Below are 12,645 nucleotides of genomic sequence, written 5' to 3' on the forward strand. Positions count from 1 at the left end.
GGCTCCTAATGCAGCCGCGCCTTGGCGCGCGCCCGTGTCAATCCTTCCGCAAAAGACACCGCCGTGTCCAGACCCCTGCCGCTGCCCAATGCGACGACCGCAGGCCGGCTGCGCGACAGCAGCGCACGGGCCGCGTCCCGCGTCGATTCGATGCTGACGGCGTCGATCCGGGCAACCAGTTCCTGCACTGTCTGCGGCCGCCCGTAGGCCAGCACATGCCGGGCGAGCTGCTCGGCGCGGGAGGAGCAGCTCTCCAGCGCCATCAGCAACCCCGCCTTCATCTGTGCCTTGGCTCGGGCGATCTCGGCCTCAGTCAGCGTCTCCACCGATTCGTTCATGATGTCGACCACGACCTCCATCATCTCCGGCGCATCGGCGGGATCGGTGCCGGTATAGAGGCCGAAAAAGCCGGTATCGGTGTAGGGGGCGTGGAAGGTGTAGATAGAGTAGCAGAGGCCGCGCTTCTCGCGCACCTCCTGGAACAGGCGCGACGACATTCCGCCGCCGAGGACATTGGTGAAGACCTGCAGCGAGAACAGCGAAGGATCGGTCTGAGGCACCCCCTCGAGCGCCAGCGTCAGATGCGCCTGCTCGAGCTCGCGATGCACCACCTTGGCGCCGCCCTGGCCGAACCGAGCGGCCTGCGGCTTCGGCCCGGGCGTCCCCTCGAAGCTCGCAAAGCGCTTTTCGACCTCGGCGACGACCTGGCCGTGATCGACCGCCCCGGCCGCGGCCACCACCATGTCGGGCCCGCGATAATGCGTCGACAGATAGCCGCGCAGCATGTCGCGGTTGAAGGCGCGCAGCGTCTTGGCGGTGCCGAGCAGCGAACGGCCCATCGGCTGGTCGGGATAGCAGAGCTCGTTCAGATGCTCGAACACGACGTCGTCGGGCGTGTCCTGCGCGGCACCGATCTCCTGCACGATGACGTTCTTCTCGCGCTCCAGCTCGTCGGGCTCAAAGGCCGGATTGGCGAGGATGTCGGCGAGCACGTCGAGCGCGAGCGGCACGTCGGCCTTTAGCACCCGCGCGTAATAGGACGTGGTCTCGGTCGAGGTGCCGGCATTGAGGTCGCCGCCGACCGCCTCGATCTCCTCGACGATCTCGCGCGAGGAGCGCCTGGTCGTGCCCTTGAACGCCATGTGTTCCAACAGATGCGAGATGCCGTGCTCGTTCGGCTTCTCGTCGCGTCCGCCGACGCCGGCCCAGACGCCGAGCGCCGCCGTCTCGAGGTGGGGCATCTCGTCGGTGACGACGGTGAGGCCGGAGGCAAGCTTGGACATCTCGACGCTCATCCGGCAACTCCCTGCTTTGCGGCGCGGCTGGCGGACAGCACGAACCGCTCGAGCTCGACCTGATCGTTCTTCATCACCCTCATGTGTTCGGATTTGGTCATCAGGCCGTCGAGCCAGGCCGGCAGTTGCGGCCGCTGGCCGCAAGCCGCCTCGACGGCGTCGGGGAACTTGGCCGGATGGGCGGTGGAGAGCACGATGCTCGGCACCTTCGTATCGGTGGTGTCGCGGTCCGCGACGGCGAGCGCCACGGCGGTATGAGGATCGACCAGCTCGCCTGCTTCGCGCCAGGCGGCGCGGATTGCAGCCGCAGTCTCGGTCTCGTCAGCGCGCCCGGCATCGAACTCCTCGCGGATCGCGGCGAGTGTCGCATCGGGTAGCACGAAGCGGCCGGACTGCTTCAGCTGTTCCATCAGGCGACGCACGCCGGCGCCATCGCGCCGGCCGGCCTCGAACAGCAGCCGTTCGAAGTTCGAGGAGATCTGGATGTCCATCGACGGCGATGCCGTCGCGTGCACCTCACGCACCTCGTAGATGCCGGTCTTCAGCGTGCGCGCCAGGATGTCGTTGACGTTGGCGGCGATGCGCAGGGTGCGCACCGGCAGCCCCATGCGCTTGGCGACGTAGCCGGCGAAGATGTCGCCGAAATTGCCCGTCGGAACGACGAAATCGACCGCGCGCGCCGGAGCACCGACCGCGACGGCAGAGGTGAAATAGTAGACCACCTGCGCGACGATGCGCGCCCAGTTGATGGAATTGACGCCGGAGAGCGAGGTCGCATCGCGGAAGCGATGGTTGTTGAACATTCCCTTCACGAGCGCCTGGCAGTCGTCGAAGGTGCCCTCGATGGCGAGCGCATGGACGTTGGCCGCGCCCGTCGTGGTCATCATCCGCCGCTGCACCTCGGAGATGCGGCCGTGCGGAAACAGCACGATTAGATCGACGTTCTCGAGGCCCGCAAAGGCTTCGACCGCGGCGCCGCCGGTATCGCCTGACGTCGCGACCACGATGGTGGTGCGCTGGCCGCGCTTTTCTAGCACATGGTCCATCAGCCGCGAGATCAGCTGCATCGCCACGTCCTTGAAGGCGAGCGTCGGACCGTGGAACAGCTCCAGCACGAACTGGTGCGGGGACATCTGGCGCAGCGGCACCACCGCAGGATGGCGGAAGGTGGCATAGGCCTCGTTCGCCATGCGCCCGAGCTCGGCGTCGGAAATCTCGCCACCGGCGAAGGGACGAATCACGTCGACCGCGACCTCCCAATAGGGGCGGCCGAAGAAGCCGGCGATCGTCTCGCTCGGAAGCTGTGGCCACACCGCCGGCACATACAGGCCGCCGTCGCGGGCAAGCCCGGTCAGCATCACGTCACAAAAGCCGAGTTCGGGGGCTTCGCCCCGGGTCGAGATATAGCGAGTCAAACTGCCCTCCAAAGGCGGCCGGGCCGGAGCTCGACCCTTAAGCCTTTGATTTTACGTAATTACTTGTCAACAGCCGGTGGCTTTGAACCACCATAGAGTGTTTTGCGGCATCGGGAAACCGCTTCCGGCGTACCCCTCGCCCAATGAAAAAGGGCTGCGGCATTGCCGCAGCCCTTCTCTTGGAAGGCCTGTCGTTGTGTGCAGACCAGTTGCCTCGTCGGGGTCGCCGAGCCCTCAAAACTGTTCCGGCAAGCTTTCGTCGCCTGTCATGAAATCGTCAAGTCCAAAACCCCGCGCGTGTCGAAAATGTTCCTATTCTTCCCGATCCGGCTCTGGTTCGCTTTTGGCAGTTGCAGCCAAGCCCCGGCCGTGATCCTGACCCTGAATTCCGCTTTTTCCCGAATCAGTCGCGGGAACGAATACAGCCTCGGCCCATTGTGTCGGCGGATGGGTGTCAGCCCGTTGTCCAATGCATTGCCCGGCCAACGGCGGCGTCGATCCGTCGGCCGAACCGCTGCATCCCGGAGCAGCCGGTTCGGTCGATGGCGAAAGTCAGTTCATTCCGATTTCCACTGCGATCCGGATCAGGTCGGAATGGTTCTTGGCGCCAAGCTTCTGCTTGAGCAGGGACGTGGTGTTGGCGACCGTCTTGTAGGAGATGCCGAGCGCCTCGGCGACCTCGACGATCTTGTCGCCGCGTCCGAGCAAGCGAAGAATTTCGAGCTCCCGCGGCGTCATCTGTGACGCGGGGTTGGCCTTGATCGCCGCGCCGGAAAACGTCACGGCTTCCGCAAGCTGCGGCGAGATGAAGTTGTCACCCGCGACCACCTTGCGCACCGCTTTGAGCAGGATCCTGGGATCGTCGCCTTTGGAGACATAGCCCTGCGCCCCGAGCTCGACGGCCCGCACGACGAACGCCGGATCGTCGTTCATGCTGAACATGATGATCTTGGCGTCGGGGTCGTCCTTGCGGATGCGCCGCATCAGCTCGAACCCGGAGACGTCGGGCAGGCTGATGTCGATCACGGTGACGTCGGGCCGCTTGCTGACATAGGCGCGATGCCCGGATTTGGCATCGCTCGCCTCGTCAATGCGGATTGAATGGTCGGATGCGAACAGGGTGCGGCAGCCGGACAGCACCACGGGATGGTCGTCGACGATCAGGACCCTCGTCGCCAGCTTGGCGGTATCTTGCATCGCGCACTCTCTTGTTTTTCGACTCATAGCCCGCCGGGAATAAATGGAAAGAGCAAATCCGGCCGATACGCGTTAGAATTGACCTAATGTGGCGACGACTTTCGTTCCGAACGCAATTGTTTCTCCCGCTCGGCGCGAGCCTTCTCGCAGCCCTGATCCTGGGCGGCATATTACTGCGGATATTTGCACCAGGTCAGGTAGCTGATGAACACGAGCCGGCTCGACGCTCGATCCAGACCATCGCCGCCGCGCTCAACAGCACCCTGCGCGCATCGGACAATCCGCAAAAGACCCTCGATGCATTTGTTCAGTCCTTGGACGCCTCCACGGATATTCAATTCCGCCGCATGGACGGAGGTCCCCCGCCTTCTCCGAAAGACTTGCGCAACCTGAAGAAGGTTCCGCAATGGTTCGTCAACCTCATCACCATACCAGAGATGGAAGCGGCGTTTCCGATCGTCATAGACGGCAGACATGTCGGCGATATCGTGTTCTTCCCGGACATATCGGCCGACTTGTTCGAGAAGTGGATCGGCTTCCTTGCGCTGACCAGCCTGGTCGCTGTCCTGATGGTGCTCACCGGCACCGTTGCCTATGTCTTCGCCGGTTCGGCCCTGCGCCCCCTGCAACATCTCGGCGACGGTCTTACGCGGATTCGGCGCGGCGACTACGCAAGGCCGATCCCGGTCGGAGGACCGCCGGAGATCCGGCAGAGCTGCGAGGAAGCCAATGCGCTGGCAGCGACACTGGCGCAACTCAGCCAGGACAATCGCTATCTGATGCACCGCCTGGTGTCGCTGCAGGATGACGAGCGGCGCGATCTCGCCCGCGAACTGCACGACGAGCTCGGGCCCCTCCTCTTCAGCATCCGCGCCGGCACGATCGCGCTGACCGATGCCTCCGAGCCAACGGGACATCTCGGCAATTCGGCACAGGACCTGCTGCAATCGGTCGAGGCCCTGCAGCAGACCAACCGCCGCATCCTGGACCGGCTGCGGCCGCTCTATATCGAAGAGCTCGGCCTTTCGAGCAGCGTGCAAACGCTGCTCCGGAATTTTCGCAAGCAGGCACCTCATATCGTGCTGACGGATGCGATCGATCGCGATCTCAGCGCAATCGGCGGACCGCTGGCGCAGACCGTCTATCGAGTGATCCAGGAGGCACTGACCAACGTGCTGCGACATGCCAACGCGGGCAACGCACATGTGCAGGCGACGGTTGCCGACAAGACGCTCGTCGTCGAGATCTCCGACGATGGCGGCGGTTTCCCTGCGGACAACGTCTTCGGCCGGGGCCTGACCGGCATGCATGAGCGCGTGCGCGCGCTCAGCGGATCGCTATCGCTGTTGCGCGTGGATGACCGAACCTACGTGCGCTGCCGCCTTCCGGCGGAGACGATGCGGGACGTTCCGTCACCAGGCTAATTCAGCAGGCGCAACCATCATGCGCATTCTGTCGCGCCGGTTCGCACAGCGTGCTGCGGATCTTGCCATCCGGGCTGAAGCGGAACGAGGCCTGAATGCGCAGCGCGCCGGCGACGGAATATTCGAGGTGGACGCCGTGGGGCGCGGGATTGATCTCTTCCAGCCCGAACCCCGCCGAGGAGAAGGCGCTGAGCCGCGGCTGCCAATAGGCCTCGATCTCGCTCCGGCCACGAAAGCGCCGCGCGCCGTCGCAGGTGCATTCGAGCTGCGCGTCGTCGGCATAGAGGTCGAGCAGGGCTGTGAGGTCGCCCTTACGGCAGGCATCCACCCAGTCGACGATAATTCCCATCTGGTCGAAATCACTCACGCCGCACCCAATCTGCCGCGGACAATATTGGCGGCTTAGAACCACCCTCGTGAATATGCGCTGAATAATAAACCCCGGGCGATACCGGGTTCCCTCGATGGACCTGCCAATGAGCTCAGCTCTGCCGCCGGCCTCTTGCCCACACGCCGAAGGCGATGAGCACGGCGCCTGCAAGCGTGAACCAGGTGATTGCATATTGCAGATGGTCGTCCTTGAGATTCACCTGGAGCGGTCCCGGACGCGGGATGCCGTTCGCCGGCGCGGGCCGTTCGAGATCGATATAGAACGGCGCAACCGTGCCCCAGCCCAGCACGCTTGCGATTGCCAGATGATCGCGCACGAACCAGAGCCGCTTGCCGCGATTCTCCGCCGGAGTCAGCCAGCTTGGCGCCTCGGGAAAGCGCAGATAGCCGGTGAGCTCAACCGGTTGGCCCGTGATAAGCTTGTTCACCGCGCGATCCTCGACGCCGCGGTCCTGCATCGTGTTCTCGACGAAACCCGCGTCGATCACGACCATCTCGCCGCCGGGAAGCCGCGCCGGCAGGAACGCCCAGGTGCCAGGGCCGGAGGCGTCCTTGCGCACCGCCGAGCCGGAGGAATAGACCATTGCATCGGGGAGGGCTGCGTAGGTCGCGGTGAAGCTGACGCGGCGGAATTCGTCGCGGGCGGGATTGAGCGCGACCCATTGCGCGGACGGCGGCAGCGCAACCGGCGCGGCCGCAAGCCGCTCGGTGAGCGCCGCAATCAACTCGTGCTTGGCGGTGCGGCGCTGCAGCTGCCAGACACCGAGCGCCACGAACACAGCCGTGAGGAACAGCGTGAACAGCGCGAAGCCGGCCACGGGGGCCTTGCGCGACGCAGGCTCATTCATTTCGCGCGATCGACCAACCGGCCCGGCGCCGCCTTGTGGTGGAATTGCAGCGCGATCAGCAACGACTTCATCGAGCGCAGCGGCAACAGCGTGGTGGCGAGGATGAGCGGCAGCCAGAGCACCGCATGCAGCCAATATGGCGGCTGGTATTTGACTTCGACGATGAGGGCGCACGCGACGACGATGCCGCCGGCCAGCATGATGATGAAGATCGCCGGGCCGTCGCCGGTATCGATGAAGGCATAGTCGAGCCCGCAACGGTCGCATGCGGGCGCGAGCGTCAGAAAGCCCGCATAAAGCTTGCCTTGGCCGCAGCGCGGGCATTTGCAGGCAAGCCCACGCAGCGCGCTTTGCAGGACGGTGGTTTCGGACGGGGGTGTGCCGGCACTGTCGTTCATGATGGCGGACTCTATCACAGTTTCCGACGAAACTTCGGGCGGCCGGAAAGCGAAAGGGCGGCCCTGCGGCCGCCCTTCCTGATCGGTTCGATCGGGCTCAGTGCGCGGCGCTGGCCATGGTCTCGGCGCCGCGTCCCCAGACGTAGATGCAGAGGAACAGGAACAGCCAGACCACGTCGACGAAGTGCCAGTACCAGGCCGCGAACTCGAAGCCGAGATGCTGCTTCGGCGTGAAGTGGCCGGCATAGGCGCGGAACAGGCACACCAGCAGGAAGATGGTGCCGACCAGCACATGGAAGCCGTGGAATCCGGTCGCCATGAAGAACGTCGCGCCATAGACGTTGCCGCCGAAGGAGAACGCCGCGTGGGCGTACTCATAGGCCTGCACGCAGGTGAAGAGCGCGCCAAGCACGACGGTGAGGATCAGGCCATACTTCAGGCCCTGGCGGTCGTTCTCGAGCAGCGCATGGTGCGCCCAGGTCACGGTGGTACCTGACGTGAGCAGGATCAGCGTGTTCAGCAGCGGCAGATGCCAGGGATCGAAGGTCTCGATGCCCTTCGGCGGCCAGGTGCCCGGGACCGCGCAGGCGCCGGGCTGCGTGCCGAGGCCGCAACCGAACACCGCATCGCGGGTGGCGTGGACGGCATCGGCCGGAAACAGCGCCGCGTTGAAATAGGCCCAGAACCAGGCGACGAAGAACATCACCTCGGAGGCGATGAACAGGATCATGCCGTAGCGGTGATGCAGCTGCACGACCCGGGTGTGATCGCCCTTGTACTGGGCCTCCTTGATCACGTCGGCCCACCAGCTCGCCATGGTGTAGAGCACGCCCACGGTGCCGACGCCGAATACGATCGGTGCCGCCGAGAACATGTGGTGCATCCAGGCGACCGCGCCGACCGCCATGATGAAGGCCGAGAGCGAGCCGACCGCCGGCCAGGGAGAGGGATCGACCAGGTGATAGTCGTGATGCTTGGTGTGCGCCGTGGCCATTCCGTCTCTCTCCTCAATCCCGTGCCTGTCCGGCACTTATCCCCTTGCGTCCAACCGCCTGCGCGTGAGCCCTGCGGTCAAAGATTTCCCTTGCGCTTGTCGGCTTCGCCCGATGCCAGCGGTTTCACTACGGGATCGCGCACCGGATAGAACGTGTAGGACAGCGTGATCGTGCTCAGCCCGTCGTTCTCGTGGTCGGCGGCGATCGACGGGTCGACGTAGAACACGACCGGCATCTCGCGCTTCTCACCGGGCGCCATGGTCTGCTCGGTGAAGCAGAAGCAGTTGATCTTCTGGAAATAGGCGCCGACCGTCAGGGGCGCGACGTTATAGGCGGCCTGGCCCGCGGTGGCGCGCGCCGCCTGGTTGGTCACGGTGTAGAAGACGGTCACGACCTGGCCGATATTGACCTCGATCTCGCTCTGCTCCGGCTCGAACTTCCAGGGCAGGCCGGGCGCGACGTTGGAATCGAAGCGCACCGAGATCTTCCGCGCGATCGGGCCCGTGGCCGGCGCAGAGGTCGCCACTTGCGTCGTGCCGTTGAAGCCGGTGGCGCGGCAGAACCAATTGTAGAACGGCACCGCCGCGTAGGAGGCGCCGACCATCAGCGCGACCACGCCGCCGCAGATGGACGCGACCACCACATCGCGCCCCAGCCCGCGGCCCTTGCCCGGGTTGCGATGGCCCGGCCTGGCGCTGACGTCCTGCGATATGGTGGGCTCGTGATCCATGTTTCCTACATCGGCCGCACGAGCACGGCCGGCCCCTTGACCATGGTGACGGCGAAGAACAGCACCACGAGCACGCCGAGCGCCAAAGCGATCGCGATGGAGCGCTGACGACGGCTCTTCCGCTGCGCCTCGGTGAGGACGATTCCTTCCGGCTCGGGTTTGTCGGCCATCGCGGTGATCATGCGCCCCCAACCATCGGAGCAAGCGCCCGGTACACGACCTCGGCCAGCAGGGTCGCAAACAGCGCGAACAGGTACAGGATCGAGAAGGCAAATAGCTTGCGGGTCGCGCGCAGCGACTGGCTGCGCTCGCGGCGCAGATAGACGTTGATGGCGAGCACCAGCATGCCGGCACCGAGAATCAGCGAGACCACGCCGTAGACGGCATCGAAATAGCCGAGCGCCCAGGGCGCGGCGGCGACCGCGATCAGCACGATGGTGTAGAGCAGGATCTGCAGACGCGTGGCGTCGGGACCGGCGACGTTCGGCAGCATCGGAATGCCGGCGCGCGCGTAGTCGTCGGAGCGGAACAGCGCCAGCGCCCAGAAATGCGGCGGGGTCCAGAAGAAGATGATGGCGAACAGCAGCAGCGGCTCGACATCGACCGTGCCCGTCACCGAGGCCCAGGCCACCACCGGCGGCAGCGCACCGGCGGCGCCGCCGATCACGATGTTCTGCGCGGTCCAGCGCTTCAGCCACATCGTGTAGATCACGACGTAGAAGAAGATGGTGAAGGCGAGCAGCGCACCCGCGATCCAGTTGACGAGGATGCCGAGCGTCATCACCGAGAAGAAGGCGAGCGTCATGCCGAACGCCATCGCCTCGGGGCGGGTGATGCGGCCGCGCGGGATCGGCCGGTTCGCCGTGCGCGACATCTTGGCGTCGATGTCGCCTTCGAGCGCCATGTTGAGCGCCCCGGAGGCACCGGCGCCGACGGCAATGCAGAGCAGCGAGGTGATCGCCAGCACCGGGTGGAAATGCCCCGGGGCCATCGCCATCCCGACCAGCGCAGTGAAGATCACCAACGACATCACCCGCGGCTTGAGCAATGCGAGATAATCGCCAACCTCCGCTTCGGAGATGTGGGGATTGATGTCGATGGCGTTGTGGTCGAGGACGGACACTTAGATCTACTCGCTTCGTTACAGCGCCGCGGCGCCCGTCACGGGCGCCGCGGGGGATTGGTTACTGCACGCGGGGCAGCACTTCGAACTGGTGGAAGGGCGGCGGCGAGGACAGCGTCCACTCCAGCGTGGTCGCGCCGGCACCCCAGGGATTGTCGCCTGCCGGCACCCTCTTCATGAAGGCGTCCAGCACGCAGTAGAGGAAGATCAGCACGCCGAAGCCGGAGATGTAGGAGCCGACCGACGAGACCAGGTTCCAGCCCGCGAACGCATCGGGATAGTCGATGTAGCGGCGCGGCATGCCGGACAGGCCGAGGAAGTGCTGCGGGAAGAACACCAGGTTGACGCCGACGAAGGTGACCCAGAAGTGCAGCTTGGCAAGGCCCTCATTGTACATGTAGCCCGACATTTTCGGGAACCAGTAGTACCAGCCGGCGAAGATCGCGAATACCGCGCCGAGCGACAGCACGTAGTGGAAATGGGCGACGACGTAGTACGTCTCCTGGAGCACGCGATCGACACCCGCGTTCGCCAGCACGACGCCGGTGACGCCGCCGACCGTGAACAGGAAGATGAAGCCCACCGCCCAGATCATCGGCGCGCGGAATTCGATCGAGCCGCCCCACATCGTGGCGATCCAGGAGAAGATCTTCACGCCGGTCGGAACCGCGATGACCATCGTGGCGGCGACGAAATAGGCCTGCGTCGCCGAGGACATGCCGACCGTGTACATGTGGTGCGCCCACACCACGAAGCCGATGCCGCCGATCGCGACCATGGCATAGGCCATGCCGAGATAGCCGAACACGGGCTTGCGCGAGAAGGTCGAGACGATCTGGCTGATCATGCCGAAGCCGGGCAGGATCAGGATGTAGACCTCGGGGTGACCGAAGAACCAGAACAGATGCTGGAACAGCACGGGGTCGCCGCCGCCGTCGGGGGCGAAGAACGTCGTGCCGAAATTGCGGTCGGTGAGCAGCATGGTGATCGCACCGGCGAGCACCGGCAGTGACAACAGCAGCAGGAACACCGTCACCAGGATCGACCACACGAACAGCGGCATCTTGTGCAGGGTCATGCCCGGCGCGCGCATGTTGAAGATGGTGGTGATGAAGTTGATCGCGCCCAGGATCGAGGAAGCACCAGCGAGGTGCAGCGACAGGATCGCGAAGTCAACCGCCGGGCCGGGATGGCCCGAGGTCGACAGCGGCGCGTAGATGGTCCAACCCGCCCCGACGCCGTTGGAGCCCGGCTCGCCCTCGACGAAGGTCGACATCAAGAGCAGCGCGAACGATGCCGGCAGCAGCCAGAACGAGATGTTGTTCATGCGCGGGAACGCCATGTCTGGCGCGCCGATCATCAGCGGCACGAACCAGTTGCCGAAGCCGCCGATCATCGCGGGCATGACCATGAAGAAGATCATGATCAAGCCATGCGAGGTCACGAACACGTTGTAGGTATGGGCCTCGTGGAAGACCTGCACGCCCGGATACATCAACTCGGCCCGGATCGCGATCGACATCGCCGCACCGATGATGCCGGCGACGACCGCGAAGATCAGGTACATCGTGCCGATGTCCTTGTGATTGGTCGAATAGACGTAGCGCCGCCATCCGGTCGGATGGGCATGCTCGTCATGATGCGCGTGATCGCCGTGTGCCGCTGCGCTCGTTGCCATTTTCAAATCCTGCCTTGCGTCCCATTCGGACCTTTGGAGGTCCCACCCTTATCGCTTTCAGTCCCTCAGGCCGCCCCCGGCGCTTACTGCGTCGGGCCGGCCGCGGAGGCGTAGGTGCTGGTGCCGCCGCTCGCAAATTTCTTCTTCGCCGTCTCGACCCAGGAGGCGAACTCCTGGTCGCTCACCACGCGGATCGCAATCGGCATGAAGGCGTGATCCTTGCCGCACAGTTCCGAGCACTGACCGTAGTACATGCCGGTCTTGGTAGCCTTGAACCAGGTCTCGTTCAGACGGCCGGGAATGGCGTCGATCTTGACGCCGAAAGCCGGCAGCGCGAACGCATGGATGACGTCCGCACCCGTGGTCTGGACGCGAATCACCTTGTTGACCGGCACCACCATCTCGTTGTCGACGCCGAGCAGACGGGGCTGCTTGTCCTGCGCCATCAGCGAATCGAATTCGAACTTGCCGTTATCCGGATAGGCATAGGACCAGTACCACTGCTTGCCGGTCGCCTTCACGGTCAGGTCCGCTTTCGGAATGTCGAGCTCCAGGAACAGCAGCCGGAACGACGGCACCGAAATGCCGACCAGGATCAGCACCGGGACGAGCGTCCAAGCCACCTCGATCAGCGTGTTGTGGGTGGTCCGCGACGGCACCGGATTGGCCTTCGCGTTGAACTTGACGACCACGATCACGAGCAGCGCCAGGACGAACAGCGTGATCAGAGTGATCAGCACGAAGAGGAAGTTATGGAACCAGACGATGTTGTCCATCACCGGGGAACCGGACTGCTGAAGCGTCCACTCCCACGGCGCCGGCTGCCCGAGCTCGGCCAAGGCCGCACCACCCGTCGCCAGCGTGACTCCAGTCGCCACCAAGGCGATGGTGGCCAATCCCAGCAATTGCCGGCCCACCCGACCCATCGACATCCTCATGTCGTTCGCGCTCCCCTTCCGAGATCACCCCACGTGCATTCCCCTGCTTGCGGGAAACGCTTATTCGATCCGCCAGTCCGACAAACCGCCACGCAAGAATACCTCTAAGAGGAATTGGGGCCAGATCGCTAGAACGCGAAATCAAGCCTCTCAAACCATAATTCTTGATCTATCGCAATGCAGTCTTGAGCCCCGCCTGCCAGCCATCACCGGC

General features: G+C 64.5%; 13 protein-coding genes. 1 reads left to right on the plus strand and 12 read right to left on the minus strand.

The features are described from left to right. Nucleotides 1-5 precede the first annotated feature (5 nt). The 3 genes from I6F09_RS16420 to I6F09_RS16430 form a co-directional block, all read right to left on the minus strand. The gene (locus tag I6F09_RS16420) at nucleotides 6-1,295 is read right to left on the minus strand and encodes a pitrilysin family protein (protein WP_036020577.1); all 1,290 of its coding nucleotides are present in this window, start codon (nucleotides 1,293-1,295) and stop codon (nucleotides 6-8) included. Beyond that, nucleotides 1,292-2,710: a threonine synthase gene (thrC, locus tag I6F09_RS16425; RefSeq protein ID WP_036040215.1), complete on the minus strand. Its 1,419-nt coding sequence runs from the start codon at nucleotides 2,708-2,710 to the stop codon at nucleotides 1,292-1,294. Before thrC ends, I6F09_RS16420 begins: the two co-directional genes overlap by 4 nt. Before the next feature lie 552 nt (nucleotides 2,711-3,262). After that, nucleotides 3,263-3,907 (minus strand): response regulator transcription factor, encoded by a 645-nt coding sequence (locus I6F09_RS16430; protein ID WP_028178165.1) that lies wholly within the window; start codon nucleotides 3,905-3,907, stop codon nucleotides 3,263-3,265. An 86-nt stretch (nucleotides 3,908-3,993) separates the two neighbouring features. On the opposite strand from I6F09_RS16430, the gene I6F09_RS16435 reads away from it, so the two are divergent. Then, entirely contained in the window at nucleotides 3,994-5,331 is a 1,338-nt protein-coding gene (locus tag I6F09_RS16435; protein ID WP_109142212.1) for a histidine kinase, read from the plus strand. Between the two features lies 1 nt (nucleotide 5,332). Here the strand turns inward: I6F09_RS16435 and I6F09_RS16440 are convergent, their stop codons facing one another. From I6F09_RS16440 to coxB, 9 genes are all read right to left on the minus strand, one after another. Beyond that, on the minus strand, nucleotides 5,333-5,698 hold the full coding sequence (locus tag I6F09_RS16440) for a nuclear transport factor 2 family protein (RefSeq protein ID WP_035996598.1): 366 nt from the start codon (nucleotides 5,696-5,698) through the stop codon (nucleotides 5,333-5,335). A gap of 115 nt (nucleotides 5,699-5,813) precedes the next feature. Next, on the minus strand, nucleotides 5,814-6,569 hold the full coding sequence (locus I6F09_RS16445) for an SURF1 family cytochrome oxidase biogenesis protein (protein ID WP_035996596.1): 756 nt from the start codon (nucleotides 6,567-6,569) through the stop codon (nucleotides 5,814-5,816). Next, entirely contained in the window at nucleotides 6,566-6,967 is a 402-nt protein-coding gene (locus I6F09_RS16450) for a DUF983 domain-containing protein (RefSeq protein WP_035996593.1), read from the minus strand. The genes I6F09_RS16445 and I6F09_RS16450 overlap by 4 nt, the downstream gene beginning before the upstream one ends. A gap of 97 nt (nucleotides 6,968-7,064) precedes the next feature. Beyond that, nucleotides 7,065-7,961 carry a cytochrome c oxidase subunit 3 gene (locus tag I6F09_RS16455; protein WP_035996590.1) on the minus strand — a complete coding sequence of 299 codons (897 nt, stop codon included), beginning with the start codon at nucleotides 7,959-7,961 and terminating at the stop codon, nucleotides 7,065-7,067. Nucleotides 7,962-8,038: 77 nt separating this feature from the next. Further along, nucleotides 8,039-8,692: a cytochrome c oxidase assembly protein gene (locus tag I6F09_RS16460; RefSeq protein ID WP_036020565.1), complete on the minus strand. Its 654-nt coding sequence runs from the start codon at nucleotides 8,690-8,692 to the stop codon at nucleotides 8,039-8,041. A gap of 5 nt (nucleotides 8,693-8,697) precedes the next feature. Further along, complete coding sequence (locus I6F09_RS16465) at nucleotides 8,698-8,874, minus strand: hypothetical protein (protein ID WP_035996586.1); 177 nt, start codon at nucleotides 8,872-8,874, stop codon at nucleotides 8,698-8,700. Further along, nucleotides 8,871-9,815 carry a heme o synthase gene (locus I6F09_RS16470; RefSeq protein ID WP_035996584.1) on the minus strand — a complete coding sequence of 315 codons (945 nt, stop codon included), beginning with the start codon at nucleotides 9,813-9,815 and terminating at the stop codon, nucleotides 8,871-8,873. Before I6F09_RS16470 ends, I6F09_RS16465 begins: the two co-directional genes overlap by 4 nt. Nucleotides 9,816-9,876: 61 nt before the next feature. Then, nucleotides 9,877-11,493, minus strand: a complete 1,617-nt coding sequence (gene ctaD, locus I6F09_RS16475) for a cytochrome c oxidase subunit I (RefSeq protein WP_035996582.1) — start codon at nucleotides 11,491-11,493, stop codon at nucleotides 9,877-9,879. Between the two features lie 83 nt (nucleotides 11,494-11,576). Further along, complete coding sequence (coxB, locus tag I6F09_RS16480) at nucleotides 11,577-12,431, minus strand: cytochrome c oxidase subunit II (RefSeq protein WP_035996579.1); 855 nt, start codon at nucleotides 12,429-12,431, stop codon at nucleotides 11,577-11,579. Nucleotides 12,432-12,645 lie beyond the last annotated feature (214 nt).

Source organism: Bradyrhizobium sp. IC3195 (assembly GCF_020193585.1).
GTDB classification, from domain to species: domain Bacteria; phylum Pseudomonadota; class Alphaproteobacteria; order Rhizobiales; family Xanthobacteraceae; genus Bradyrhizobium; species Bradyrhizobium yuanmingense.

Excerpts from the sequence above, each read along its gene's own strand:
- I6F09_RS16450 (WP_035996593.1), bottom strand. The coding sequence starts at position 6,967 with ATGAACGACAGTGCCGGCACACCCCCGTCCGAAACCACCGTCCTGCAA.
- I6F09_RS16455 (WP_035996590.1), bottom strand. The coding sequence starts at position 7,961 with ATGGCCACGGCGCACACCAAGCATCACGACTATCACCTGGTCGATCCC.
- I6F09_RS16465 (WP_035996586.1), bottom strand. The coding sequence starts at position 8,874 with ATGATCACCGCGATGGCCGACAAACCCGAGCCGGAAGGAATCGTCCTC.
- coxB (WP_035996579.1), bottom strand. The coding sequence starts at position 12,431 with ATGAGGATGTCGATGGGTCGGGTGGGCCGGCAATTGCTGGGATTGGCC.
- I6F09_RS16430 (WP_028178165.1), bottom strand. The coding sequence starts at position 3,907 with ATGCAAGATACCGCCAAGCTGGCGACGAGGGTCCTGATCGTCGACGAC.
- I6F09_RS16435 (WP_109142212.1), top strand. The coding sequence starts at position 3,994 with ATGTGGCGACGACTTTCGTTCCGAACGCAATTGTTTCTCCCGCTCGGC.
- I6F09_RS16420 (WP_036020577.1), bottom strand. The coding sequence starts at position 1,295 with ATGAGCGTCGAGATGTCCAAGCTTGCCTCCGGCCTCACCGTCGTCACC.
- I6F09_RS16460 (WP_036020565.1), bottom strand. The coding sequence starts at position 8,692 with ATGGATCACGAGCCCACCATATCGCAGGACGTCAGCGCCAGGCCGGGC.
- ctaD (WP_035996582.1), bottom strand. The coding sequence starts at position 11,493 with ATGGCAACGAGCGCAGCGGCACACGGCGATCACGCGCATCATGACGAG.
- I6F09_RS16445 (WP_035996596.1), bottom strand. The coding sequence starts at position 6,569 with ATGAATGAGCCTGCGTCGCGCAAGGCCCCCGTGGCCGGCTTCGCGCTG.